This is a genomic window from Streptomyces solicavernae, from assembly GCF_029968095.1.
GTDB classification, from domain to species: Bacteria; Actinomycetota; Actinomycetes; order Streptomycetales; family Streptomycetaceae; genus Streptomyces; species Streptomyces solicavernae.
Genome location: NZ_JASCIR010000002.1, coordinates 276,431 through 301,546, shown reverse-complemented (window position 1 = coordinate 301,546; position 25,116 = coordinate 276,431). Strand labels below are relative to the sequence as shown.

Sequence of the window (25,116 nt, the reverse complement as noted above, 5' to 3'; positions counted from 1 at the left end):
CGGAGGGATCAGGCCAGTGCCTCGACGCAACCGCACCCGCACCTTCGCCGCCGCTGCCGCCCTGCTGCTCGCCGCGACCGCCTGCAACTCCGCCGCCACCTCCGCCTCCGGCGGAGACAAGGGCGGTTCGGCGCGCGGCGTGAGCGACGACAGCATCAAGGTCGGCGGCATCGTCTCCATGACCACGTCCAGCGGGTACAGCAAACGGGACACCGACCTCGGCGCGAAGGCCCGCTACGACCGCGCCAACGCCGAGGGCGGCGTCAACGGCCGGAAGATCGACTACCTGGGCGCGGAGGACGACGGCCAGAACCCCGCCAAGAACCTCGCCGCGGCCCGCAAACTCGTCCAGCAGGACAAGGTGTTCGCGATCTCCCCGATGAGCTCGGTCACCTTCTCCGGCGCGGACTTCCTGAACAAGGAGCAGGTGCCGACGTTCGGCTGGGGCACCGTCCCGCAGTTCTGCGGGCCCGAGTACATCTACGGTTTCACCGGCTGCCTGGTCCCGATGCCGGGCGGCACTCTCACCCAGGCCTGGCAGAAAGGCCTGGCCGAGGTGATGGGCGGCGCGCGGGGCAAGTCCGTCGCGATCCTCGCCAACGACAACGACGCCGGCACCTTCGCCATCCGCACCTACAAGCAGGGCTTCGCCGCCGCCGGTTTCGACGTGACGTACGCGAAGGCCGTCGTCCCCGCGACGTCCACGCCCAGCGACTGGTCCGCGTACACCAAGGAGATCCTGCGCAGCGACGGCGGGAAGGCGCCGGACGCGGTGGTCTCCGTGATGCAGACCCCGTACAACATCGGCCTGTTCACGGCGCTCAAGCGGACCGGCTACCAGGGCGTCCTCACCGACCCCACCGACTACGACCCCGGGCTGCTCGCCAAGAGCACCAGCCGGAAGGCGCTCGACGGGGTGCATGTGCTGCTCACCTTCGAGCCGTTCGAATCGGACAGCGCGCGGATGAAGCAGTTCAAGGCGGACATCAGGAAGGCCGCCGGCAAGGACGTGCCTCTCAACATGCACATGATGACGGGCTATATGTCCGCCGACCTGTTCCTCGCCATCGCCGAGAAGGCCGGCCGCGACCTCACCACCGCCTCCTTCCAGGAGGCCGCCAAAGGCTTCAAGGACAAGGGCACGCTGGTCGGCGACCGCGAACTGCCCATGGGCCAGAAGGAGTCCTTCGGCTGCGGCGCGCTCGTGCAGCTCAAGAACGGCCGGTACGAGGTGTCGTCGCCGTATCGGTGCTACGAACCCATCCCCTTCAAGTAGGGCGGCCACCGATGGCTGACCTTCTCGGTTTCGTCCTCAGCGGTCTCGTCTCGGGCGCGCTGTACGCGCTGCTCGCCACCGGGCTCGTGCTCTCCTACTCGGCGTCCGGGCTCTTCAACTTCGCCCACGGCGCGACCGCGTACCTGTGCGCGCTCGCCTTCCACGAACTGCACTCCGCCTTCGGCTGGCCCGCCGTACCGACCGCGCTGCTGCTCGTCTGCGTGGTCGCGCCGGGGCTCGGCTGGGGCCTGGACCGGCTGATGTTCCGCAAGCTGGCCAAGGTCGGCGAGACGGCCCAAATAGTCGCCACCATCGGCCTGTTGGTGGCGCTGCCCGCGCTCGGCCTGTGGATCGTCGAGCTGCTTGAGCAGGCGGGCGCGCCCGTGCAACCCGCCGAGAACCAGTTCGGGCTGCCCGGCGTCGGGCCGAGCCCCGCCGTGTCCTGGCAGCTGATGGACGGCGTGGGCGTCGACTCGGACCAGCTGATCACCTGGGTCACCACGGCCGTGGTCGCCGCGGGCCTGTGGCTGCTCCTCCGGCACACCCCGCTCGGGCTTCGCCTGCGCGCCGTCGTCGACAACCGCTCCCTGGTCGAGCTGCGCGGCATGAGCGCCGACCGGCTGTCGTCGGTGGCATGGATGCTGTCGTCCGCGCTCGCGGGTCTGGCGGGAGTGCTGGCAACTCCGCTCCTCGGGCTCTCCGCCCACGACTTCACCCTGTTCCTCTTCGTCTCCGCGACCGCCGCCGTCCTCGGCCGCTTCGCCTCCATCCCGCTCGCCTTCGCGGGCGGCCTGGCGCTCGGAGTCCTGCAGAACCTCGTCGCCGGGTACGCCTCGTTCGCCGACGGCCTCACCGGATTCCGTACGGCCGTGCCGTTCCTGATCCTCTTCGCCGGGCTGCTGCTCATGGCCCGGCGGCAGCGCACCGCGGGCACCGCCGCCGTGGACGCGCCGCCGCCGGACTATCTCGCGGGCCGTTCATGGGGACGGCGCTGGGGGCCGTGGGCGGCGGGCGCGGCACTGCTCGCGATCGCCTTCTACACGGTCACGACCCCGTTCTGGAGCGGCATCCTGGCCCAGGGCCTCGCCGTCTCGCTCGTCTTCCTCTCCTTCACGGTGGTCACGGGGCTGGGCGCGATGGTCTCGCTCGCGCAGGCCACGTTCGTCACGGGCGCGGCCCTGGTCGCCGGGCTGCTGATGAGTCAGGGCTGGCCGTTCCTCGGTGCGACGCTCGTCGGTACGTGTGCGGCCGCGCTGCTCGGCGCCCTGGTCGCGCTGCCCGCGCTGCGCCTGGGCGGCCGCTCCCTCGCCCTCGCGACGCTCGCGCTCGCGTTTCTCGCCGACCAAGTGCTTTTCCAGACGGGGTGGTTGAGGAACGGCGACACGGGCTGGGCGATCCCGCGGCCGGTCTTCGGTCCCGTGGACCTGGGCGACGACCGGGCCCTCGGTGTCGCCCTGCTCGTCCTCGTCGCGGCGGTCGTGGCGGCCCTCAGCGCGCTGCGCAACTCGCCCACGGGGCGCGCGATGCTCGCCGTACGGTCCGCTCCTGCGGCGGCGATGGCCTCCGGCGTCTCCGTCGTCCGTACGAAACTGCTCCTGTTCACGCTGTCGGCGGGGCTCGCCGGGTTCGGCGGGGTCATGTACGCCTCGTACAACACCCGGATCACCGCAACCGACTTCACCGCGATGACGGGCCTGATCTGGCTCGCGGTGGTCGTGGCGGCGGGCGTGCGGCGGCCGCAGTTCGCGGTGGTGGCGGGGCTGGTGTTCGCGCTCGCCCCGCACCTGATCGCGGACTACGTGACGGAGTCCGCGCATCTGCCGGTGATTCTTTTCGGGCTGGCGGGGCTGGCGTTGGCGAACGACCCGGACGGGTATTGCGCGGCGGTGTCGGTACGGAGGCATCGGCACCGGGTCTCTTCTTCCCCTGCCCCGCCCCTTCCCGAAAGTCCTGCGGACAGCCGCATCGCAGATCGCCCTCCGGGCTCGTCCTCATACGCGGCAGAGGAAGACAGCGCCCTCACTCTCCACGAGATACACGCGGGATACGACGGAGCCCCCGTCCTCCACGGCGTGACCTTGACCGTTCGCCGGGGTGAAATCCTCGCCCTTCTGGGCCCCAACGGCGCAGGAAAAACCACCACTTGCCGAGTAGCAGCCGGACTCCTGACGCCCCGCACCGGCCAGGTGCTGATGGACGGCCGGGACGCAAATCGGCAAACCCCCGTCCACCGCTCCCGCGAAGGCGTCCTCCTCGCCCCCGAAGGCCGCGGCATCTTCCCGGCACTCACCATCGACGAGAACCTCACCCTGCACCTGCCGCACCGCACCGACCGCGACGCGGTGTACGAGCGGTTCCCCGCGCTCGCCGCCCGCCGCACCGTCGGCGCCGGCTCGCTCTCCGGCGGTGAGCAGCAACTCCTCGCCCTCGCCCCGCTGTTGCAGCGCCCACCGAAGGTGCTGATCGCCGACGAGCCGTCCCTCGGACTCGCACCGCGCGTCGTCGACGAGGTGTTCCGGCTGCTGACCGAACTGCGGGACGCGGGTACGGCGTTGCTGCTCGTCGAGGAGAAGGCCGCCGAGATCCTGGGCGTCGCCGACCGGGTCGCGTACCTGGCCCAGGGCCGCGTCTCCTGGTGCGGCCCGCGCGCGGAGGTCGAGGCGGACCGGCTGACGGAGGCGTACCTGGGGATCGACACACGCACCGAGGGGAACGACACACGTACAGAGGTGAGCGGGCCATGAAGCATCACGTGCTCGAAGCGAGCGGGATCGACGTCCGGTTCGGCGGCGTACGGGCCCTGCGGGACGCGCGGATCGCCGTCCGCCCCGGCGAGGTCTGCGGCCTTATCGGGCCCAACGGGGCCGGGAAGACCACCCTGTTCGACGTGGTCTCCGGTATCCGCCGCCCGGACTCCGGCCGCGTCCTGCTCGACGGGGCCGACATCACCCGGCGCTCCACCGTCTGGCGGGCCCGGCACGGCATGCGGCGTACGTTCCAGCGTCAGCAGCTCTTCGGCCAGCTGACCGTCGCCGACCATCTGCTGGTGGCCCAGGAGTGGCGCGGCGGCGGGGGCGGGCTCGTGGCCGACGCGGTCGGTGCGCCCGGCCGCCGCAGGCGTGAACGGGCCCGCCGGGCAAGGGCGTCGGAGGTGCTCAAGGAGTGCGGTCTCGACGGCCTGGCGGACGGCAGCGCGGGCGCCCTGCCGGTCGGCCGGGCCCGCATGGTCGAGCTGGCGCGGGCCCTCGCCGACCCGCCCCGGCTGCTGCTCCTGGACGAGCCCGCGTCGGGGATGACGGCCGCGGAGCGCGCCCAGCTGTCGGCCGTCGTACGGCATCTCGCGGACGAGACGGGCTGTGCGGTGCTGCTGGTCGAGCACAATGTGGCGTTCGTCATGGAGCTGTGCGCCCGCGTCGTCGTCCTCGACCTCGGCGCGGTCCTGGCGGAGGGCACCCCGGCCGAGGTGCGGGCCGACCCGAGGGTGCGGGAGGCGTATCTGGGGCTCCCGGCGCGGTCGACGGCGTGAGCCGTGCACGTGCCGCGGGAATAAGCCCTGCACGTGCCGCGGGAATAGGCCCTGCACGTGCCGCGGGAATAGGCCCTGCACGCGCCCGCGGGGATAGGCCCTGCACGCGCCCGGGAACCGGAATGCACGGCAGGGAGAGATCGTTGACGATGTGAGTACCACCCACCACCGAAGGATCGAGAGCTCGTGAGCAAGGTCCCCACCATCACCCTCAACAACGACGTCGCCATGCCGCAGCTCGGCTTCGGCGTCTGGCAGGTGCCGGACGACGAGGCGGAGCGCGCGGTCGGCACCGCCCTGGAGGCCGGGTACCGCAGCATCGACACGGCCGCCGCGTACGAGAACGAGAGGGGCACGGGCCGGGCGCTCGCCTCGTCGGGCATCGCGCGTGACGAGCTGTTCGTCACCACCAAGCTGTGGAACTCCGACCAGGGCTACGACTCGACGCTGCGCGCCTTCGACGCCTCCCTCGACAAGCTCGGCCTGGACCACGTCGACCTGTACCTGATCCACTGGCCGCTCCCGTCCCGGGACGAGTACGTGGACACGTACAAGGCGTTCGAGAAGATCTACGCCGACGGCCGCGCGAAGGCCATCGGCGTCTCGAACTTCCTGCCCGAGCACCTGGAGCGGCTGCTCGGCGAGACGTCGGTCGTGCCGGCGCTCAACCAGATCGAGCTGCACCCGCAGCTGCAGCAGTCCGAGTCCCGCGCGGCGCACGCGCGGCGCGGCATCGCGACCGAGGCCTGGTCGCCGCTCGGCCAGGGCAAGGGCCTGCTCGACGTGCCGACGATCGTGGCGATCGCGCGCAAGCACGACCGCACCCCGGCCCAGGTCGTGCTGCGCTGGCACCTCCAGCTGGGCAACGTGGTGATCCCGAAGTCCGTGACGCCGTCCCGGATCCGGGAGAACCTCGACGTGTTCGGCTTCGAGCTCGACGACGAGGACCTGACCGCGATCGCGGCGCTCGACGAGGGCAAGCGGCTGGGCCCGGACCCGGCGACGTTCGACGTGGTCTGAGGCGGCCGAGTCGCACACGGCACCGGCGGAGCCGCCGCCCGGAGGTGTTCCGGACGGCGGCTCCGCCGGCGTAGGAGCACGGCGGCTCCGCCGTGCTCGTACGCGTGTCAGCGGGCCCGCGCGTGTCAGCGGGCCCGCGCGTGTCAGGCGGCCCGCTTCCCGAGATGCACGGTCTGGGTGGCCAGGAGGAACACGTCCGGCCGCCGGTCGAGGCCCGCCTCGTCGTCCGGGTCGAGGAGCCGGCCGACGGTGGCGGCGTCGTCCGCGTCAAGCCCCTCGCGCAGGCCGCCGGCGCGTCGCCCGAGGACGTCGGCGACATGGGCGCGGACCGTGCCGGAGGCGGGCGCGGGCAGGTCGAGCAGATGGGTGCGGGTCTCGACGTGCGCGAGTCCGGCGGCGGTGAGCAGCGCGCCCCAGTCCTCGACCTCGTCCTTGGCGTCGGGCAGGGCGGCGCGCATCTCGTTGAACCAGGTCTCCTGGGCCGCGTCGAGCCGGGCCTGCAGTCCGGGGCGGCCGATGCCGATGTCCCGCGGCAGGTAGCGCGCCGGAAGCCCGCCCTCCAGGAGGACGAGGGCCCCGCCGGGCGCGAGGTGCCGGGCGAACTCGGCGAGCGCGGCGCGCTGGTCGCCGAGGTGGTGCAGGGCGAGGCCGAGCCAGATCACGTCCGCCCCGCCGAGGTCCGCGAGGCCGTCGGGCAGGTCGGCGAGGCGGGTACGGACCCGGTCGCCGAGCCCCACGCGTTCGGCCCGCCGTGCGGTCAGGTCGAGCAGGGCCTGCGTGCCGTCCACGGCGACGACCTCGGCCTGCGGGAAGGCGGCGGCGAGCGCGCAGGTCACGACGCCGGGGCCGCTGCCCGCGTCGACGATCCGGCGCGGCTGGGGCTGCACGGCCCGTACCTGCTCGATGATCTGCGCGGTCAGCGGCGCATACGCCTCGGCCCGCCGCTCCAGGCTCGCGCTCATCTCCGCCCAGTCGACGTCCGCGTGCGCGTGGCCGTGCGCGGGGCACTCGTGCGTGCCCTGCTCGTGCGTGCCCTGCTCATCCGTGCTTTGGCCGTGCGCGCCGTGGCCGTGCCGGTGATCGCCCATGTGTGGTCGCCCCTCAGGTGGTACGTGTACGGGGGCCAGCGTGCGCGTACGTGGATGTGCCGGGCGAATCCTGTTGCGGTTCCGGCAAGGTCCGGCACGCCGCCTCACGTTGCCCTCATGGCGCCCTCATGCCGCCCTCACGTCGCCTTGACCCCGTGCCCCTGGGACAGCGCCTCCACCCGTCCCGCCAGCCCGAAGTCCTTCTCCGTGACCGCCCCGCCCACGCTGTGGGTGTTCACGGACAGCGCGACCTTGTTGTACCCGAGCGTCAGGTCCGAGTGATGGTCCAGCTCGTCCTGCACCTGCGCGATGTGCAGCACCAGCGCCGCCGCCGCGAAGTGCGAGCCGAGGCGGTAGGTGCGCCGCAGCTTCTCGTCCCGGAACTCCCAGCCGGGCAGCTCCGCGAGCCGGTCGTCGATCTCCTGCTGCGACAGCGGTGCCAGTGCCATGGCCGTGCTCCTCAAAGTCGTACGGGGCCTCGCCGTCAGCCTGCCACAGCCGCCGCGCCCCGGATCGGTTACCGTCCTGTCATGACCAGCACCCAACGGAGGCCAACTGCCGTACGGGACAAGGGAGTCGGCCCGCTCCTGCGCGGCTGGCGGCAGCGGCGCCGCATCAGCCAACTGGAGCTGGCGCTGCGCGCCGACTCCTCGGCCCGGCACATCAGCTTCGTGGAGACCGGCCGCTCCCGCCCCAGCGAGGAGTTCCTGCTGCGCCTCGCCGACCACCTGGACGTCCCCGTGCGGGAGCGGAACGCGCTGCTCCTTGCCGCCGGGTACGCGCCGCGCTTCCCGGAGACCCCGCTCGACGACCCGTCCCTGGACGCCCTGCGCACCGGCCTCGACCAGCTGCTTCAGGGATACGAGCCGTACCCGGCCCTGGTCGTGGACGCGAGGTACGACGTGGTGGCCGCGAACCGGGGCATGGCGATGCTCCTCGACGGCGTGCCGGAGCACCTGCTCGCGCCGCCGCTGAACGTCATGCGCCTCACCCTGCACCCGGAGGGCCTGGCCGCGAGGGTCCGCAACCTGGGCGAGTGGCGGGCGCATCTCCTTGACCAGATGGAGCACCAGATCGCCCTGCACCGCTCGGACGCGCTGCGCGAGCTGTACGAGGAGGTCGCGGCCTACCCGGTGGCGGACCCGGGCGAGCGGCCGGACCCGGACGAGCCGCCGGTGCCGTACTTCGCGCTGCCGCTGCGCCTGGAGCACCAGGGCCGGCAGCTGTCGTTCGTGTCGTCGATCGCGACGTTCAACACGCCGCTGGACGTGACGGTCGCCGAGCTGGCCGTGGAGACGCTGCTCCCGGCCGACCCGGCGACGGCCAAGCATCTGCGGGAGCTCATGCCCTGACCGGCACCCCGGCCCGCCCGCCCCGCAGGGCCACGTACTGCGCGACGGCGAAGGCGGCCACGACGAGCGCCTGCACCGTGATGTACACGGCGCCCGCCGCGCTCGGCTCCAGCCACGCGGCGAGCGCGACGAGGCTGAGCGCGGCCCAGACCGCGTTGATGTCGACGACCGCGTTCACGGCGAGTACCGGCGGCCTCGACCTGGTGGCGAGCAGCCCGACGCCGCCCGCGTAGAGCGCGAGCCCCAGGCCGAGGGCGAGCAGCAGCCCGGGGTCGACGCCGAGGAACCGGCCCAGCGGCCCGGAGGCGGCGGTGTAGGCAAGGCCGTTGGCGCCGGTGCCCACGGCGTCGAGGGCGAGGAGGCGGCGCAGGGTGAGCGAAGGAGTCGACATGATCGGTTCCTCTCGGTCGGCGGCCACGATCGGCTCGGGCCCGGTACGACGACTCTGCCGGGCGCGGTCGGGACCGTCGATTACGTCAGGGGTAAGCGAGCCCCGGACGGCCCCCGCGAAGATGTAGCCGCCCCGCATCCCGCTTACGTTCGCCGGAGGCGTTGTCCCACGTTCCGAGGGAGCTCTGCGGTGACCGACCATGTGACGGAACCGGGCGCCGCGCTGCTGCGCGCCGGCAGGTTCTTCCGGCGCGGCAAGGCGGCGCCCGACCTGCACAGCATCGAGCGGTCCGGCGGCCGGCAGGCGGACGCGTTCTACCGGGACCGGTGGAGCCACGACAAGGTGGTGAACTCCACGCACGGCGTGAACTGCACGGGTTCCTGCCGTTGGAAGGTGTACGTCAAGGACGGCATCATCACGTGGGAGACGCAGCAGACGGACTACCCGTCGGTCGGCCCGGACCGCCCCGAGTACGAGCCGCGCGGCTGCCCGCGCGGCGCCGCGTTCTCCTGGTACACGTACTCGCCGACGCGGGTGCGCTACCCGTACGTCCGGGGCGTGCTGCTCGACCTGTACCGCGAGGCGAAGCAGCGGTGGAAGGACCCGGTGCTCGCCTGGGCGGACATCCAGGACGACGCGGAGCGGCGGCGTACGTACCAAGTGGCGCGCGGCAAGGGCGGGTTGGTGCGGGCGACGTGGGACGAGGCGCTTGAGATCGTCGCGGCGGCGCATGTCCACACCATCAGGAAGTACGGCCCCGACCGGATCGCGGGGTTCTCGCCGATTCCGGCGATGTCGATGGTGTCGCACGCGGCGGGCGCCCGTTTCCACTCCCTCATCGGCGCGCCGATGCTGTCGTTCTACGACTGGTACGCGGACCTCCCCGTTGCCTCCCCGCAGGTCTTCGGCGACCAGACCGACGTACCGGAGTCGGGTGACTGGTGGGACGCGGCCTATCTGATGATGTGGGGTTCGAATGTCCCGGTGACGCGGACGCCGGACGCGCACTGGATGGCCGAGGCACGCTACCGGGGCCAGAAGGTCGTGGTCGTGGCGCCGGACTACGCGGACAACGCGAAGTTCGCCGACGAGTGGCTGCACCCGCATCCCGGGACGGACGGCGCCCTGGCGATCGCGATGGGGCACGTCATCCTCAAGGAGTTCTTCGTCGACAGGAAGACGGAGTTCTTCGACGACTACGTCCGCAAGTTCACGGACCTGCCGTTCCTGGTGACGCTCAAGGAGAAGGACGGCTCCTACGTCCCGGACAAGTTCCTGCGCTCCTCGGACCTGGGCGACGACGGCGAGGGCGGCGCGTGGAAGACCGTCGTGCTCGACGAGAACACCGGGCAGCCTGCCGTGCCCAACGGCTCGCTGGGCTTCCGCTGGACCGAGTCCGGCAAGGGCAAGTGGAATCTGCAGCTGGGCTCGGTCTCGCCGCAACTCTCCCTGCACGGGCAGGACTTCGCGACCGGAGTCGAGGTGCTGCTGCCCCGCTTCGACACGGACGGCGGGGCGCACGGTCAGGGGCGCGGCGAGGTGCTCGCCCGGGGTGTGCCCGCAACCCGGCTCGGCGGCCGGGAAGGACCGCTGGTCACCACGGTCTTCGACCTGCTGCTCGCCCAGTACGGGGTGGGCCGCGAGGGCCTGCCCGGCGCGTGGCCGCAGTCGTACGAGGACACCGACTCGCCCGGCACGCCCGGCTGGCAGGAGGCGCACACCTCCGTACCGGCGGCGAAGGCCGTGAAGATCGCCCGGGAGTTCGCGCGGACCGCCGAGCAGTCACGCGGGCGCTGCATGATCCTTATGGGCGCGGGCACCAACCACTGGTTCCACTCCGAGACCATTTACCGCGGCTTCCTCGCGCTGCTCACCCTGACCGGCTGCCAGGGCCGCAACGGCGGCGGGTGGGCCCACTATGTCGGGCAGGAGAAGTGCCGCCCGGTCACCGGCTGGGCGACGCTCGCGGGCGCGGGCGACTGGTCGCGGCCGCCGCGGCAGATGATCGGCGCCGCCTACTGGTTCCTCAACGCCGACCAGTGGCGCTACGACCGCTTCGCGGCGGATGTGCTCGCCTCGCCGCTGGGCGAGGGCCGCTTCGACGGGATGACCGGGGCGGACTGCCTGGCGCAGTCGGCGCGGCTCGGCTGGATGCCGTCGTACCCGACGTTCGACCGGAACTCCCTGGACCTCGGCGAGCAGGACGTGGCCGACACGGTCGCCCAACTCAGGGACGGCAGCCTCAAGTTCGCCTGCGAGGACCCGGACGCGCCGGAGAACTGGCCGCGTGTGCTGACCCTGTGGCGGGCCAACCTGCTCGGCTCGTCCGCGAAGGGTGCCGAGTACTTCACCAGGCATCTGCTCGGCACTCATTCGTCGCTGCGCGCCGAGGAGGCCGGCCCGGACGAGCGGCCGAGCGAGGTGACCTGGCACGAGGAGGCGCCCGAGGGCAAGCTCGACCTGCTGCTCTCCCTGGACTTCCGGCAGACCTCGTCCACACTCCTGAGCGATGTCGTCCTGCCCGCCGCGACCTGGTACGAGAAGCACGATCTGTCGTCCACGGACATGCACCCGTACGTGCACTCCTTCACCCCGGCCGTCGACCCGCCCTGGCAGGCGCGCACCGACTTCGAGACGTTCCTCCAACTCGCCCGAAAGCTCAGCGAGTTGGCGGCACCGCACCTCGGCGTACGCAAGGACCTGGTGGCCACCGCGCTGCAGCACGACACCCCGGGCGAGACGGCCCAGCCGGGAGGTGTCGTACGGGACTGGAAGCGCGGGGACTGCGAACCGGTGCCGGGGAAGACCATGCCGAACCTGACGGTGGTGGAGCGGGACTACACGGCGATCGGCGACAAGTTCGCGTCCCTCGGCCCGCTGGTCGAGGAGTTGGGCCTGCCCGCGAAGGGCATCGCGCTGCGGCCCGACCACGAGGTGGACGACCTGGGCGAGCGCAACGGGCGGGCGCGCGGCGGGCCCGCGGACGGGCGGCCGCTCCTGGACACCGCGGTGAAGGCCTGCAACACGATCCTCGCCCTGTCCGGCACCACCAACGGCCGCCTCGCCACGCAGGGTTTCCACACCCTGGAGAAGCGCACCGGGCAGGAGATGGCCCACCTGGCGGCGGAGGCCGAGGGCAAGCGCATCACGTACGCGGACACGCAGGCGGCGCCCGTGCCGGTGATCACGTCGCCGGAGTGGTCGGGCAGCGAGTCCGGCGGGCGGCGCTACACGGCGTTCACGCTCAACACGGAGCACCTGAAGCCCTGGCACACGCTCACCGGGCGCCAGCACTTCTTCCTGGACCACGACTGGATGCACGAACTCGGCGAGGCGCTGCCCGTGTACCGGCCGCCGCTCGACATGAACCGCCTGTTCGGGGAACCGGAGCTGGGCCCCGACGGGCAGAAGCAGGTCACGGTCCGTTATCTGACCCCGCACAACAAGTGGTCCATCCACTCCGAGTACCAGGACAACCTGTTCATGCTGTCGCTGTCCCGGGGCGGGCAGTGCATCTGGATGTCGCCGCAGGACGCGGCCGCGATCGGCGTGGCGGACAACGACTGGATCGAGGCCGTCAACCGCAACGGTGTGGTGGTGGCCCGCGCGATCGTCTCGCACCGCATGCCCGAGGGCACGGTCTACATGCACCACGCCCAGGAACGGACGGTGAACGTGCCGAGGACGGAGACCACCGGCAAGCGCGGCGGCATCCACAACTCCCTGACCCGGGTCCTGATGAAGCCGTCCCACCTCATCGGCGGCTACGCCCAACTCTCCTGGGCCTTCAACTACTTGGGTCCGACAGGCAACCAGCGCGACGAGGTGACGGTCATCCGCCGCCGCAACCAGGAGGTCGAGTACTGATGCGCCCGATGGCACAGATCGCGATGGTCATGAACCTCGACAAGTGCATCGGCTGCCACACCTGCTCGGTCACCTGCAAGCAGGCGTGGACCAACCGCAACGGCATGGAGTACGTCTGGTTCAACAACGTCGAGACCCGCCCGGGCCAGGGCTATCCGCGGCGCTACGAGGACCAGGAGAAGTGGAGGGGCGGCTGGGAGCTGAACAGGCGCGGCGCCCTGAAACTGAAGAACGGCGGCCGTATCAAGTCCCTGCTCTCCATCTTCTCCAACCCGAAGCTCCCGGAGATCAAGGACTACTACGAGCCCTGGACGTACGACTACAAGAACCTCACCGACGCCCCGCTCGGCGACGACTACCCGGTGGCGGAGCCGCGCTCGCTGATCGACGGCAAGCCGATGAAGGTCGAGTGGTCCTCGAACTGGGACGACAACCTGGGCGGCGCGCCCGAGTACGGCGACCTTGACCCGATGGTCGAGAAGGTCCGCCGGCAGGCTCGGCAGGCCGAGGCCGACGAGCAGGCCCGACAGGCCGCGGACAAAGTCAAGTTCGCGTTCGAGCAGACCTTCATGTTCTATCTGCCGCGGATCTGCGAGCACTGCCTCAACCCGTCCTGCGTCTCGTCCTGCCCGTCCGGGGCGATGTACAAGCGGGCGGAGGACGGCATCGTCCTCGTCGACCAGGACGGCTGCCGCGGCTGGCGCAAGTGCGTGACGGGCTGCCCGTACAAGAAGGTGTACTTCAACCACGCCACCGGCAAGGCCGAGAAGTGCACGCTCTGCTATCCGCGCGTCGAGGTGGGCCTGCCGACGGTCTGCTCGGAGACGTGTGTGGGCCGGCTCCGCTATCTCGGGGTGATCCTGTACGACGCGGACAAGGTGACCGAGGCCGCGTCCACGCAGGACGAACAGGCCCTGTACGAGGCCCAGTTGGGCGTGTTCCTGGACCCGGAGGACGCCGGGGTGCGGCAGGCGGCCGAGCGGGCCGGGATCCCGTACGACTGGGTGGAGGCGGCCCGCCGCTCCCCCGTGCACGCGCTGATCAGCAAGTACAAGGTGGCGCTCCCGCTGCACCCGGAGTACCGCACGATGCCGATGGTCTGGTACATCCCGCCGCTCTCCCCGGTGGTGGACGCGCTCACCGAGACCGGGCACGACGGGGAGGACGCGGACAACCTGTTCGGCGCGATCGACACGCTCCGCATCCCCCTGGAGTACCTGGCGGAGATCTTCACTGCGGGCGATGTGGGGCCCGTACGGTCGTCGCTGACGAAACTCGCCGCGATGCGCGCCCATATGCGGGCGGTCAACCTCGGTGAGCGGCCGGATCGCGCGATCGCCGAGGCGGTCGGCATGGACGGGCCCGGGATCGAGGAGATGTACCGGCTGCTCGCCGTCGCCAAGTACGAGGACCGCTACGTCATCCCCACCGCGGCCGTCGGCGACGCCCGGCGCCTGGAGGAGTCGGCGGTCCCGGACACCTGCTCGCTCGACCACGCGGACGGCCCCGGCATGGGCGGCGACGGGCCGTTCGGCCAGGACTCCGGCGGCAAACAGCTGCCGCTGGTGACCATCGAGAACTTCCACGCCGCGCGCAAGCGCCAGACCTCCGACGAAGAGCCCGACGACGTACGGGAGCAGCAGTGAGCCATGTCCGCCCCGAGCACACCCTGATCCACCAGGCGGCGGCGCTCTGCCTCGCCTACCCCGACGACGCGTTCCGCGAGCGCCTCCCCCTCCTGCGGGCCGCGGCCCCGCCCGCCCTCGACGCGTTCCTCACGTACGCGGAGTCCACGAGCCCGCGCGAACTGGCGGCCCACTACGTCCAGGTCTTCGACTTCAAGAACCGGCACTCCCTGTACCTGAGCTGGTGGCGGGACGGGGACACGCGCCGGCGCGGCATGACGCTGGTGCGGTTCAAGGAGACGTACCGGGCGCACGGCCTGGACTTCACCGGCGAGGAGCTGCCGGACTTCCTGCCGGCGGTCCTGGAGTTCTCCGCCGTGGCCGGGCCGGTCCTCCTGGAGGAACACCGGGCCGGTCTGGAGCTGTTGCGGCTCGCCCTCACCGAACACGGCACGCCGTACGCGACGGTCCTCGACGCCATCTGCGGCACGCTGCCCGGCCCCTCCCCCAAGGACCGCGCGGAGGCCCGGGCGCTCGCCCGCTCGGGCCCGCCGCGTGAGGAGGTGGGCCTGGACCCGTACCTGACCGTCGGAGGGCACTCATGAAGACGCTGCTGTGGGGCGCCCTGCCGTACATCGCGGTCGTCCTGCTCGTCGCGGGCACGATCTGGCGGTTCCGCTACGACAAGTTCGGCTGGACCACCCGCTCGTCCCAGGTGTACGAGTCGAGGCTCCTGAACGTGGCCTCGCCGATGTTCCACTACGGCATCCTGTTCGTGGTCGTCGGCCACGTCATGGGCCTGTTCGTGCCGGAGCGGTGGACCGACAACGTCGGCCTCAACGAGCACACGTACCACCTGCTCTCGCTGTACGGCGGCACGGCGGCGGGCGTCCTCGCGGTCCTCGGCATCCTGATGCTGCTCTACCGGCGCCGCACCAACGCGCCCGTCTTCAAGGCGACGACCGCCAACGACAAGGTGATGTACCTGGTGCTGCTCGCGGCGATCGTCCTCGGCATGTGGGCCAAGCTCGCTCACTCCTCGGTCAGCGAGGGCTACGACTACCGCCAGACCATCGCCCCCTGGGTCCGCAGCCTCTTCACGCTGCAACCGGACATCGACCGGATGGCCGGGGTCCCGCTCCTCTACCGGATCCACGCGGTCGTCGGCCTGCTCCTGATCGCCCTGGTCCCGTTCACCCGCCTGATCCATATGTTCAGCGCGCCGGTCCAGTACCTGTTCCGCCCGTACGTGGTGTACCGCTCGCGCGACGAGGGACAGCTGGGGGCGCGGCCGGAGCGGCGGGGCTGGGAGAAGAGCAAGCTGTGAGCCTGGGGCCCCGCGCCCGAGCCCCGGAGATGTCGTTCGGCTGCGGCGCCGTCGTGGCCGGTCGCGCAGTTCCCCGCGCCCCTATCGTGGCTTCTGGTCGTCCACGACCTCGGCGTCCACCACGTCCTCGTCCGCCGACGGCTGCTCCTCCTGCCGAGGCGCCGCGTACATCGCCTGCCCCATCCGCTGGGCCGCCCCGGACAGCCGGTCCGCGGCCGGACGCAGCGTCTCGGAGGACGTGTCCGGGGCGTCGAGCAGGGTCTTCAGCTCGGTGAGCGCCGAGGTCACCTCCTCGCGGGTCCCCGCCGGCACCCGCTCCTCGTTCTCCCGCAGGAACGTCTCCGTCTGGTACACGAGTTGCTCGGCATCATTACGGGTCTCGGCGGCCTCGCGGCGGCGCCGGTCCTCGTCCGCGTACTGCTCGGCGTCCCGCATCATGCGGTCGATGTCGTCCTTGGGCAGCGCCGATCCGCCGGTCACGGTCATCTTCTGCTCCCGCCCGGTGGCCAGGTCCTTCGCGGAGACGTGCATGATCCCGTCCGCGTCGATGTCGAACGTCACCTCGATCTGCGGCACCCCGCGCGGCGCGGGCGGCAGCCCGGTCAGGTCGAAGACGCCGAGCTTCTTGTTGTACGACGCGATCTCCCGCTCGCCCTGGAAGACCTGGATGCCGACCGAGGGCTGGTTGTCGGCGGCGGTGGTGAAGACCTCCGAACGGCGCGTGGGAATCGTGGTGTTGCGCTCGATCAGGCGGGTCATGATGCCGCCCTTGGTCTCGATGCCGAGCGACAGCGGCGTCACGTCGAGCAGCAGCACGTCCTTCACGTCGCCCCGGATGACGCCCGCCTGCAGGGTCGCGCCGACCGCCACGACCTCGTCGGGGTTGACGCCCTTGTGCGGCTCCTTGCCGGTGAGGTCCTTGACGAGTTCGGTGACGGCGGGCATGCGGGTGGAGCCGCCGACGAGGATGACGTGGTCGACGGCGGCCAGCTTGACCCCGGCGTCCTTGACGGCCTGGTGGAAGGGGGCCCGGCAGCGCTCAAGGAGGTCCTCCGTCAGCTCCTGGAACTGCGTGCGCGTCAGCTTCTCCTCCAGGTGCAGCGGCCCCGCCGCGGAGGCGGTGACGTACGGCAGGTTGACCTGGGTCTCACCGGCCGAGGACAGCTCGATCTTGGCCTTCTCGGCGGCCTCGCGGAGCCGCTGCACGGCCATCTTGTCCTGGCCGAGGTCGATGCCGTGCCCGCTCTTGAACTGCTTGACCAGGTGGTCGACGATCCGCTGGTCCCAGTCGTCGCCGCCGAGGAGAGTGTCGCCGTTGGTGGCCTTGACCTCGATGACGCCGTCGCCGATCTCCAGGAGAGACACGTCGAAGGTGCCGCCGCCGAGGTCGAAGACCAGCACGGTCTGCTCGTCCCCGCGGTCGAGCCCGTACGCGAGGGCGGCGGCCGTGGGCTCGTTGATGATCCGCAGGACGTTCAGGCCGGCGATCTCCCCGGCCTCCTTGGTGGCCTGGCGCTGGTGGTCGTCGAAGTAGGCGGGCACGGTGACGACGGCGTCGGTGACGTTCTCCCCGAGGTATGCCTCGGCGTCCCGCTTCAGCTTCTGCAGCACCCGCGCCGACAGCTCCTGCGGCGTGAACCTGCTGCCGTCGACCTGGCCCTGCTCGGGGAAGCGCCAGTCCGCGTCGCCCATGTGCCGCTTCATGGAGCGGGCGGTGCGCTCCACGTTGGTCACCGCCTGCCGCTTGGCGACCTCGCCGACGAGCACGTCGCCGTTCTTCGCGAAGGCCACGACGGAGGGGGTGGTGCGCGCGCCCTCGGCGTTGGCGACGACGGTGGGCTCGCCGCCTTCGAGGACCGAGACCACGCTGTTCGTCGTACCGAGATCGATCCCGACCGCACGTGCCATGTCAGTCCCCTTCCGGGCGCCGCATCACTCCGCTTCCTACCTCCAGCACAAAACTTGAGTGCCGTTATGTCAATGCCCCGATACGGCGACGCCGCCGCCGTCCGGCGGGGGGCACCGGACGACGACGGCGGACGAAGGGCCGGAGTCAGGCAGCCAGATTGGCCCGGAGCGAGATCTCCGTACCGGACAGCGCCTGGCTGACCGGACAATTGGCCTTGGCGTCCTCGGCGGCCTTGAGGAACGCGGCCTGGTCGAGACCGGGCACGTCGCCCTCGACGATCAGCAGGATCCCGGTGATCCCCTCGCCCGGCTGGAAGGTGACCTCCGCCTGCGTGACGAGCTTGGTGGGCGGCGTCCCGGCCTGGCTCAGGCCGTGCGAGAGCGCCATCGAGAAGCAGCTGGAGTGGGCGGCGGCGATCAGCTCCTCGGGGCTGGTCTTCCCGTTCGGCTCCTCGGCCCGGGACGGCCAGGACACCGGGTACTGCCCGATCCCGGACGAGTCGAGCGCGACCTTGCCGGTGCCCTCCAGCAGGTTGCCTTCCCAGACGGTGTGCGCGGTGCGCATCGTGGCCACGACGGTTCCTTCCTGTGCGGACGGTTCGAGCGCTGCGGAAGCGCCGGTCCCATCCGACCACACCGGACCGAATCGGACACTCCGTACGCGAGGGCGCGCTGCGCGCCGGGGCTACTTCTCGCGGTGGAGGCGGGCCGCGAGGTGATGTTGCATCGGCCGGCCCACCGCCGCCATGTCGTGCACGAACGTGAGGGTGCCGGGGGCCGTCAAGGTGTAGCGGCGGCGGGTGGCCTCGACGGGCTTGGCCGTGGGGGTGGTCGCCACCTGGTGCGTGGTGAGGTCGACCGTGCCGTCGCCCGCGTGGCCGGACGCGATCTCCGCGATGCCGGTGGGCTGCGTGATCAGCGCCTCCACGCGCCCGTCCGGCTGCAGCCGCCACCAGCCGCTCTCCCGGGCCGCGGGCCGCAGCGGCGCGTCGTCGGAGGCGGCGTCGATGAGCCAGGCCCGGGCCTCGTACCGCAGGAACGGGCGGCCGTCGTGGCTGAACGTGACCTCCTGCGCGTACGCGAAGTCCGCATCGAGCGTCGGGTACGCGCCCTCCCCGCGGCCCCGCCACCGCCCGAGCAGCCCGAGCACAGGGGCGAGCAGCGGGTGCGGGGCCGGGGTTCCGTCCGCGTCGTGGGATTCGGCGTACGGGTACGCGGGGGCGGGGTCGGACACGGGTACTCCTCAGTCGAGCCAGGTGGTGAGAGGAGCCTAAGCGGTCCGATCGGTGCGGCAGGGGGCTGCTTTGGTCGACTCGGTGCGTCGATGGCGCTGTTCGGCCCGGCGGTGTGGCTGGTCACGGTGGCGGGCGCGTACGCCCTGGAGCGGGCGGGGCGGCGCAGGCCGATGGAGGCGGCGCGGGCGGGCCGGGACGCTAGCCGCTAGCCGCTAGCCGCTAGCGGACGAACGCCAGCGCCGCCACGCTCGCCGCCAGCGTCACCGCGGGGACGATACGGGCCGCCCGGGCCAGGCCGGGACGGCCCAGGCGCCCCGCGTTGAGGAGCGTGAACAGGCCGAGGTGGACCGCGATCACGTTCACCCCGGTCAGCCACTGGTGGCGGTGCTGCAGCAGCGAGAACACCAGGATGAACCAGGAGCCCAGGATGGCCACGATCCATACGGCGAGTTCACTTTGGGGAATGGGCCCCTGCCGCCGCTCCCCCGAGGCCGGGGTCGACGGGTCCTGCGCGCGGGTCTTCTGGCTCAACGGGGCTCCTGCGGTCGAGAGGTACGAGGGGTGGGACCGTACGACCCTAGGCGGCCCTCTGATCAACTCCGCGACCGGCCCCCGGGGTTCAGGCCTCCCGGTCCGCCGCCCCGGACCTCTCCCTACGGGCCGACATCACCGCGTACACCACCACACCCGCGAAGAGGAAGATCACGCCCTGGTACACCGCCGCGTAGCCCGCGCCGCCGACCAGCCACAGGGAGAAGGCGCAGGCGGTCGCGGCGATCACCGCGTCGCGGACGAGGCGGGGGCGGTGGACGCGGTCGGCCCGGCCGGAGAGCAGGTGGTAGATCTGGGCGGCGGTGGCGAGGAGGTAGGGGACGGTGGCCATGAAGGTGGTGACCGTGACGAGGAGCGTGAAGACCTCGGTGTCGCCCTTGCCCTCGCCGGAGGCGTAGTTGTACACGGTGAGCAGCGAGGCGAGGATCACCGTGATCACGACGCCGGCGGTGGGGACGCCGCGCTGCTTCTTCAGGAAGACCGCCGGGAACAGGCCGTCCTTGGCCGCGGCGAACGGTGCCTGGGCGCTCAGCAGCGTCCAGCCGTTGAGCGCGCCGAGGATGGACACCACCGCGGCGACGGCGACGAGCGAGCCGCCCCACGTACCGCCGAACATCGCGTTCACCGCGTCCGAGAACGGGGCCTCGCTGTCGATGAGGCGTTCGTGCGGGACGGTGCCGAAGACGGCGAGCGTGCCGAGCAGGTAGACGAAGGCGGCGCCGAGCACGCCGAGGATGGTGGCGCGGCCGACGTTGCGCCGCGGGTCGCGCACCTCACCGGCGCTGACGGCGGCGGACTCCACGCCGAGGTAGCTGAAGAGCAGCAGCGCGGCCGCGGCCGAGACGGCGCCGACGGGGCTCGCGTCCGGGTCGGCCCGGAACGGGCCCAGGTTGTCCGCGTCGAAGAAGAACAGCCCGCCGATCGCGACGAGCAGCAGCGGCGCGAACTTCAGTACGGTCGCGACGAGTTGGACCGCGCCCACGTACCGCGTACCCGCGAGGTTCGCGAGCCCCGGCAGCCACTGGACGACGAGCGCGGCCAGGCACATCGTCCACCAGTGGCCGTCGATGTCGATCAGCAGGTTGAGGTAGCCGACGGCGCCCACGGCGAGCGCGGCGTTGGAGACCCAGGAGGTGATCCAGTACGACCAGGCGGCGAGGAACCCGGCGAAGTCGCCGAAGGCCTCGCGGGCGTAGACGTACGGGCCGCCGGTGCGCGGGTCGCGCTGGGCGAGCCGGCCGAAGACCAGGGCGAGGGCGATCGCGCCGAGCGTGAGCACGGCGAAGGCGACGAGGCTGATGGTGCCGTAGGAGGCGACGTCGTGCGGGAGGCGGAAGATGCCGCCGCCGATGATGTTGCCCATGACCAGGCAGGTGGCGATGGGGAGTCCGAAGCGGCGGGCGTGCTTGCCGAGTTCTCCGCGCCGTTCGATCTCAGCGGCCTCGCCTCGGTCTGCCGGAGCCGGAGCTGGAGCCGAAGCCGGTACCGGAACCGGATCCGGGGTCGATGCGGGTCCGGTGTCGTGCATGGGGTGGTGCGCCTTTCGTCGTGCTGGGTCCGCCCGGGATCGCCGGGCGACGGCTCATAGTCGGGCACGTTGAACGCTGCACCAAATCAGTGGGTTTTGTCCTCCACGGCTCGGTTGTCAGCCGCAAAAGTTTCACCTTCGGGTGCGGGCGGGCGCCGATTCTCCGTACCGTCGATCGCCGCGGCCAGCGGCACCTGCGGCCCGTCCGCCGCCTCGCGCAGCCAGCGGCGAAGGACCCGGTGCACCTGCTCGGCGCCGACGAGTTCCACCCCGTCCCCGACCGGCGGCGACAGCGTGTACGGGGAGAGCAGGAAGGGCCTGCCCTGGGCGCCGCCGAGGCCGCCGTGCGAGCCGATCTGCTCTTCAAAGGCCAGCACCTCGCCGTCGCCCGCCGCACCGTCCCCCGGTTCGTACGAGGAGTTGACCATGATGTCGGCGACGTGCGGGAAGCCGTCCGTGCGCCGCACCGCGGTCACCGCGGCCGGGCCGAAATCCCGCAGCGGCTCCGGGAGTCGGGCCGGGTCCGGGTCGTCGGGGAGCTCGTCGAGGCGGATCTCGGCGCCGCGCGCGCCGAGCACCAGCGGGCCGTGCTCCTCGCTGCGGACCAGCAGGAAGCCGATGCCCGGGTGGTTGGCCAGGGTGGGCAGGAGCGCGGGGTGGCGGCGGTCGATCTGCTCGCGCGTCATCCGGCCGCGTACGTCGGGGAAGGAGACCAGGCCGAGGTTGCCGGAGGCCAGGACGACGGGCTCACGGCGCTTCGCGGGCCTGCGCTGCTCGCCGCCCTCCTCCACCGGCCGGTGCAGCGCGGCGAGGACGGCGGCGCGCGCCTCCGCGCCGCTGTGGGTGCGCCGGGCGCGGCGCGGCACGGGCAGCCCGCAGCCGGCCCGCACCAGGTCGCCGAGGGTGAGGCCGTAGCGGGCGTGGAACGTCTCGCCGGGGCTCTGGCCGTGGTCGGAGAGGAGCACGATGCGGTACTGGCGGGGCGCGTGCTCGGCGACCTTGGCGAGCAGCGCCAGCGAGCGGTCGAGGCGGGCCAGGACCCGCTCGGCGTCCCGGCTGCGCGGCCCGGAGTGGTGCGCCACCTCGTCGTACGCCACCAGGTCCGCGTAGACGGCGCTGCGCCCGGCGAGCATGTCCCCGATCACCGCGGCGACGACGACGTCCCGTTCGACGACGGTCGCGAACGCGCGGATGAACGGGTAGAGGCCGCCGCGGCTCACCCTCGGGCGGGTGCGGCGCAGGCGGGCGCGGGTGGACTGGGCGAGCTCGCGGATCACCTCGGCGACGAAGGACATCGCGGTGCGGACGGCGTTCGCCGGGTCGGAGAAGTACGCGAAGTACCCGGCGCGGGACCGGTTGGCGCGGCCGCGGCGGGCGGCGACCGAGAGGACCAGGGCGAGCTGGTCGGCGCCGCCGCTGAACAGGTTGCCGCGGCTGGCGCCGTCGAGGGTGAGCAGGCCCGCGTCGCCGGTGCGGGCGACGGCGCGGCGCTGGAGTTCGGCGGCGCTCGCGGGCCGGTTGCAGACCACGACCTCGCCGTGCTCCTTCTCCAGCCAGCGGAAGGCGGGCACGTCGTGGTTGCTGCCGTGCAGGATGCCGAGCTGGCTGGCGCCGGTCTGGCTGGACCAGTCGGTGCGCCACGGGGTGAGGCGGTGGCTGGGGCTCTCGCCGGGGACCTCGCCGGGGCGGGCGCCGGGGCGTGCGCCGAGCCAGCCCGCGACGGTCGGCATCAGGCCCTGCGCGACGGCGTCCCGCAGCACGCCGTGGCCGACGCCGTCCAGCTGCAGGAAGACGGTGCCGGTGGTGCGCGGTCCGGCGATCGCGGCGTCCCGGCGGCGGCGCCGGTCGGCGAGGCGGTAGAGCCTGCGGCGGTACGCGGTGTCGTCGCGGACGGCGAGCGCGGTGGACGCGGCCGAGGCCACGGCGGACATCGCGGCGGCGACGACCACGGCGGTCTGCGGGTCGGACTCGCCGCGCCCGTCCGGGATCAGGCTGAGCGCGACGAGCAGCAGGGAGCCGTTGAGGAAGAACACGAGCAGGCCCAGGACCAGGGCGGGGACCAGGAGCAGCGCGCGGACGACCAGCGGCCACACCAGGGCGGTGAGCAGTCCGAAGACGCCGGCGCCGATGGCGGCGGTGATGCCGATGCGGGTGGCGCTGTCGCCGCTCTCCGACTGCAGCCGGAACTCCGGCAGGAGCCCGGCGAGGACCAGCATCGTGACGGTGCTGATCGCCCAGACGGCGCCGATGCGCAGTGCGGCCCGTCCGGTCTGGCGCCACTTGCTGTCGGCCACGTCCACCTCACGTTCCGGTGCCCGGGGTTCTCGGGGTCGGGCCCGGTCCCAGCCTGCCACGGGGGCGCCGGGCGGGCTGGTTTCGTTCCCCTTCCCGCCCCTTCCCGCCCCTTCCCGAAAGACCGCCGTCGGCCGGGCAGGCTCAGCAGCCGTCGTACCCCGCCGTCGGCATCGACAGCCTCCGATGCACCCGCGCCTTCATCTCCGCGTCGTACGACGGTTCGTCGAGGCCCGCCGTCTCCACGCGCACCCCGCGCCGTACGCACTCCCGGGTGAACTCGTCCACCGAGGCGAGGGCCCGCTCCAGGACGCGCCGGCTCGGCGTCACGAACAGGTCGACGAGGCCCGCCTCGACGTCCGCCCAGAGGCTGAGGTGGTCGGTGCGCAGCCGGTGCACGAGCAGTTCACGTGTCACCACGTAACCGCGGTCCGCGGCCCAGCGCGCGCACATGGCGTACTGGCTGCGGGAGTCCACGAGGAACGGCTCCCGGTCCAGCTCCTCCAGCGGCATCAGGCTGGCGATGGCCGCCACCTTCAGCTCCCCCATGCCGTCCCCTCCTGTCCCTGCGTCCGCCGACCCTACTACCAGGGCCTGCCGTTCGGACCTTGCCGCGGGCGCGGACCGGATCCGGCCAGATCCGAACGGCAGGCCCTGGCCGTAGGCTCGGAGCAGACCGCGCAAGGGCGGAAGGAGGCCGTACGTGCCGGTGGAGATCACCTGGTGGGGCCATGCCACGTGCACGGTCGAGGACTCGGGCGTACGGGTCCTCACCGATCCGCTGTTCGCCCGCCGCCTCGCCCATCTGCGGCGGCGCCGCGGGGGCGCGCCGGCGCCGCGCGCGCGGGTGGCGGACGTCGCGCTCGTCTCGCACCTGCACGCCGACCACCTGCACCTGCCCTCGCTCGCCGAACTCCCGCCCGGCACCCGGCTCCTGGTGCCGCGCGGCGCCCCGGAGGCGGTGCCGGGCCTGCGCCGCCTCACCGGCCTCGACGTCACGGAGGTCGCACCCGGCGACGAGGTGCCGGTGGGCGGGCTGACGGTACGGGCGGTCTCCGCGCTGCACGACGGACGGCGGCTGCCGCTCGGACCGCACCGCTGTCCGGCGCTCGGCTTCGTGGTGAGCGGCGCCGCACGCACGTACTTCGCGGGGGACACCGGCCTGTTCGACTCGCTCGCGGACGAGGTGGGCGAGGTGGACGTGGCGCTGCTCCCGGTCGGCGGCTGGGGGCCGTACCTCGGGCACGGGCACCTGGACGCGCGGCGCGCGGCGGTGGCGCTTGCCCGGATCGCGCCGCGGTCCGCGGTGCCGGTGCACTACGGCACGTACTGGCCGATCGGCCTGGACGCGGTCCGGCCGCACGAGTTCCACGCGCCGGGTGACGAGTTCGCCCGGCAGGCGGCCCGGCTCGCACCGGAGGTGGCCGTGCACCGGCTCGGGCACGGCGAGAGCGTCCGCCCGGAGGTCGCCAAGTGAAGCTCGGCGTACGGGGGTGGGAGCTCGGGCGGGAGCTGGCGGCGCAGGTGCCGACCGAGTCGACGCAGCAGGCGGTGGGCTATCCGTCGCTGTTCCTGCTTGTGGTGATCGGCGCGCTGGTGCCGGTGGTGCCGACGGGGGCCCTGGTGAGCTCGGCGGCGGTGGTGGCGTTCCATCACTCGGCGCCGCTGTCGCTGCTGTTCGTGTTCCTGGTGGCGGCGGGCGCGGCGTTCCTCGGGGACGTCGGCCTGTACTGGCTCGGCCGGCGCGGCCTGCGCTCGAAGAACGGCTCGCGCTGGCTGCGGGCGCTGCGCGAGCGGGCGCCGGAGGAACGGCTGGCGCGGGCGCGGGCCAGGCTGGACGCGCACGGGGTGGCGGTCCTGGTGCTGTCCAGGCTCCTGCCGGCCGGGCGGATCCCGGTGATGCTGGCGTGCCTGCTCGCGAAGATGCCCCTACGGCGCTTCGTACGCGGCAACGCACCGGCGTGCCTGGCGTGGGCGGCGACGTACCAGGTGATCGGCATCCTCGGCGGCTCCCTGTTCCCGGAACCGTGGCAGGGCGTGGTGGCGGCCGTCGCACTGACGATCGCCATCAGCACGGGGCCGGCGGTCTGGCGACGGATGCGGGGGGCTCGGGCTTCCGGGGCCTGAGG

The 25,116-nt window shown here is 72.3% G+C and carries 21 protein-coding genes; 11 read left to right on the top strand and 10 right to left on the bottom strand.

Annotation, left to right across the window (positions count from 1 at the left end; genetic code table 11):
* The first annotated feature begins 16 nt into the window (after positions 1-16).
* The 4 genes from QIS99_RS03800 to QIS99_RS03785 all read left to right on the top strand — a co-directional run bounded on the left by QIS99_RS03800 (position 17) and on the right by QIS99_RS03785 (position 5,822).
* Positions 17-1,276: an ABC transporter substrate-binding protein gene (locus QIS99_RS03800; RefSeq protein WP_282510347.1), complete on the top strand. Its 1,260-nt coding sequence runs from the start codon at positions 17-19 to the stop codon at positions 1,274-1,276.
* Positions 1,277-1,287: 11 nt separating this feature from the next.
* Positions 1,288-4,020 (top strand): ABC transporter permease subunit, encoded by a 2,733-nt coding sequence (locus QIS99_RS03795; protein ID WP_282510346.1) that lies wholly within the window; start codon positions 1,288-1,290, stop codon positions 4,018-4,020.
* Positions 4,017-4,802, top strand: a complete 786-nt coding sequence (locus tag QIS99_RS03790) for an ABC transporter ATP-binding protein (protein WP_282510345.1) — start codon at positions 4,017-4,019, stop codon at positions 4,800-4,802. Before QIS99_RS03795 ends, QIS99_RS03790 begins: the two co-directional genes overlap by 4 nt.
* A 186-nt stretch (positions 4,803-4,988) precedes the next feature.
* On the top strand, positions 4,989-5,822 hold the full coding sequence (locus QIS99_RS03785) for an aldo/keto reductase (RefSeq protein ID WP_282510344.1): 834 nt from the start codon (positions 4,989-4,991) through the stop codon (positions 5,820-5,822).
* 143 nt (positions 5,823-5,965) lie between these two features.
* Here the strand turns inward: QIS99_RS03785 and QIS99_RS03780 are convergent, their stop codons facing one another.
* Both QIS99_RS03780 and QIS99_RS03775 read right to left on the bottom strand, forming a co-directional pair.
* Complete coding sequence (locus QIS99_RS03780; RefSeq protein ID WP_282510343.1) at positions 5,966-6,910, bottom strand: class I SAM-dependent methyltransferase; 945 nt, start codon at positions 6,908-6,910, stop codon at positions 5,966-5,968.
* Between the two features lie 137 nt (positions 6,911-7,047).
* Positions 7,048-7,359 (bottom strand): 4a-hydroxytetrahydrobiopterin dehydratase, encoded by a 312-nt coding sequence (locus tag QIS99_RS03775; RefSeq protein ID WP_282510342.1) that lies wholly within the window; start codon positions 7,357-7,359, stop codon positions 7,048-7,050.
* A gap of 81 nt (positions 7,360-7,440) precedes the next feature.
* On the opposite strand from QIS99_RS03775, the gene QIS99_RS03770 reads away from it, so the two are divergent.
* Entirely contained in the window at positions 7,441-8,262 is an 822-nt protein-coding gene (locus QIS99_RS03770; RefSeq protein WP_282510341.1) for a helix-turn-helix domain-containing protein, read from the top strand.
* Here the strand turns inward: QIS99_RS03770 and QIS99_RS03765 are convergent.
* Positions 8,252-8,653, bottom strand: a complete 402-nt coding sequence (locus QIS99_RS03765; RefSeq protein WP_282510340.1) for a hypothetical protein — start codon at positions 8,651-8,653, stop codon at positions 8,252-8,254. The genes QIS99_RS03770 and QIS99_RS03765 overlap by 11 nt on opposite strands.
* A gap of 189 nt (positions 8,654-8,842) precedes the next feature.
* Between QIS99_RS03765 and QIS99_RS03760 the strand changes: the two genes are divergently transcribed.
* From QIS99_RS03760 to narI, 4 genes are read left to right on the top strand one after another with little or no spacing between them, the layout of a single operon-like run.
* Positions 8,843-12,520, top strand: coding sequence for a nitrate reductase subunit alpha (locus tag QIS99_RS03760; protein ID WP_282510339.1), 3,678 nt, complete (start codon positions 8,843-8,845; stop codon positions 12,518-12,520).
* Positions 12,520-14,166: a nitrate reductase subunit beta gene (gene narH, locus QIS99_RS03755; RefSeq protein WP_282510337.1), complete on the top strand. Its 1,647-nt coding sequence runs from the start codon at positions 12,520-12,522 to the stop codon at positions 14,164-14,166. The genes QIS99_RS03760 and narH overlap by 1 nt, the downstream gene beginning before the upstream one ends.
* Positions 14,163-14,750 (top strand): nitrate reductase molybdenum cofactor assembly chaperone, encoded by a 588-nt coding sequence (narJ, locus tag QIS99_RS03750; RefSeq protein ID WP_282510335.1) that lies wholly within the window; start codon positions 14,163-14,165, stop codon positions 14,748-14,750. The genes narH and narJ overlap by 4 nt, the downstream gene beginning before the upstream one ends.
* On the top strand, positions 14,747-15,472 hold the full coding sequence (narI, locus tag QIS99_RS03745) for a respiratory nitrate reductase subunit gamma (RefSeq protein WP_282510333.1): 726 nt from the start codon (positions 14,747-14,749) through the stop codon (positions 15,470-15,472). Before narJ ends, narI begins: the two co-directional genes overlap by 4 nt.
* Positions 15,473-15,553: 81 nt before the next feature.
* Here narI and dnaK read toward each other — a convergent pair whose 3' ends face one another.
* The 7 genes from dnaK to QIS99_RS03710 form a co-directional block, all read right to left on the bottom strand.
* On the bottom strand, positions 15,554-17,380 hold the full coding sequence (gene dnaK / locus QIS99_RS03740) for a molecular chaperone DnaK (RefSeq protein ID WP_282510331.1): 1,827 nt from the start codon (positions 17,378-17,380) through the stop codon (positions 15,554-15,556).
* A gap of 145 nt (positions 17,381-17,525) precedes the next feature.
* Positions 17,526-17,954 carry an OsmC family protein gene (locus QIS99_RS03735; RefSeq protein ID WP_282510329.1) on the bottom strand — a complete coding sequence of 143 codons (429 nt, stop codon included), beginning with the start codon at positions 17,952-17,954 and terminating at the stop codon, positions 17,526-17,528.
* Positions 17,955-18,065: 111 nt separating this feature from the next.
* On the bottom strand, positions 18,066-18,614 hold the full coding sequence (locus tag QIS99_RS03730; protein ID WP_282510327.1) for a nitrobindin family protein: 549 nt from the start codon (positions 18,612-18,614) through the stop codon (positions 18,066-18,068).
* A gap of 220 nt (positions 18,615-18,834) precedes the next feature.
* Positions 18,835-19,146, bottom strand: a complete 312-nt coding sequence (locus QIS99_RS03725; protein ID WP_282510325.1) for a hypothetical protein — start codon at positions 19,144-19,146, stop codon at positions 18,835-18,837.
* 88 nt (positions 19,147-19,234) lie between these two features.
* Positions 19,235-20,695, bottom strand: a complete 1,461-nt coding sequence (locus tag QIS99_RS03720) for an amino acid permease (RefSeq protein WP_282510323.1) — start codon at positions 20,693-20,695, stop codon at positions 19,235-19,237.
* A gap of 86 nt (positions 20,696-20,781) precedes the next feature.
* On the bottom strand, positions 20,782-22,989 hold the full coding sequence (locus QIS99_RS03715; RefSeq protein ID WP_282510321.1) for a phage holin family protein: 2,208 nt from the start codon (positions 22,987-22,989) through the stop codon (positions 20,782-20,784).
* A 142-nt stretch (positions 22,990-23,131) separates the two neighbouring features.
* Positions 23,132-23,536, bottom strand: coding sequence for a hypothetical protein (locus tag QIS99_RS03710; protein ID WP_282510319.1), 405 nt, complete (start codon positions 23,534-23,536; stop codon positions 23,132-23,134).
* A 154-nt stretch (positions 23,537-23,690) separates the two neighbouring features.
* Here QIS99_RS03710 and QIS99_RS03705 point away from each other — a divergent pair, with 154 nt between their 5' ends.
* Both QIS99_RS03705 and QIS99_RS03700 read left to right on the top strand, forming a co-directional pair.
* Complete coding sequence (locus tag QIS99_RS03705) at positions 23,691-24,464, top strand: MBL fold metallo-hydrolase (protein ID WP_282510317.1); 774 nt, start codon at positions 23,691-23,693, stop codon at positions 24,462-24,464.
* A 35-nt stretch (positions 24,465-24,499) separates the two neighbouring features.
* Positions 24,500-25,114, top strand: coding sequence for a DedA family protein (locus tag QIS99_RS03700; RefSeq protein WP_282510779.1), 615 nt, complete (start codon positions 24,500-24,502; stop codon positions 25,112-25,114).
* Positions 25,115-25,116 lie beyond the last annotated feature (2 nt).

What these genes read in the sequence shown, in the direction of transcription:
- QIS99_RS03795 (WP_282510346.1), top strand. Translation starts at nt 1,288, where the DNA reads ATGGCTGACCTTCTCGGTTTCGTCCTCAGCGGTCTCGTCTCGGGCGCG.
- QIS99_RS03790 (WP_282510345.1), top strand. Translation starts at nt 4,017, where the DNA reads ATGAAGCATCACGTGCTCGAAGCGAGCGGGATCGACGTCCGGTTCGGC.
- QIS99_RS03780 (WP_282510343.1), bottom strand. Translation starts at nt 6,910, where the DNA reads ATGGGCGATCACCGGCACGGCCACGGCGCGCACGGCCAAAGCACGGAT.
- QIS99_RS03775 (WP_282510342.1), bottom strand. Translation starts at nt 7,359, where the DNA reads ATGGCACTGGCACCGCTGTCGCAGCAGGAGATCGACGACCGGCTCGCG.
- QIS99_RS03770 (WP_282510341.1), top strand. Translation starts at nt 7,441, where the DNA reads ATGACCAGCACCCAACGGAGGCCAACTGCCGTACGGGACAAGGGAGTC.
- QIS99_RS03765 (WP_282510340.1), bottom strand. Translation starts at nt 8,653, where the DNA reads ATGTCGACTCCTTCGCTCACCCTGCGCCGCCTCCTCGCCCTCGACGCC.
- narH (WP_282510337.1), top strand. Translation starts at nt 12,520, where the DNA reads ATGCGCCCGATGGCACAGATCGCGATGGTCATGAACCTCGACAAGTGC.
- narI (WP_282510333.1), top strand. Translation starts at nt 14,747, where the DNA reads ATGAAGACGCTGCTGTGGGGCGCCCTGCCGTACATCGCGGTCGTCCTG.
- dnaK (WP_282510331.1), bottom strand. Translation starts at nt 17,380, where the DNA reads ATGGCACGTGCGGTCGGGATCGATCTCGGTACGACGAACAGCGTGGTC.
- QIS99_RS03720 (WP_282510323.1), bottom strand. Translation starts at nt 20,695, where the DNA reads ATGCACGACACCGGACCCGCATCGACCCCGGATCCGGTTCCGGTACCG.
- QIS99_RS03710 (WP_282510319.1), bottom strand. Translation starts at nt 23,536, where the DNA reads ATGGGGGAGCTGAAGGTGGCGGCCATCGCCAGCCTGATGCCGCTGGAG.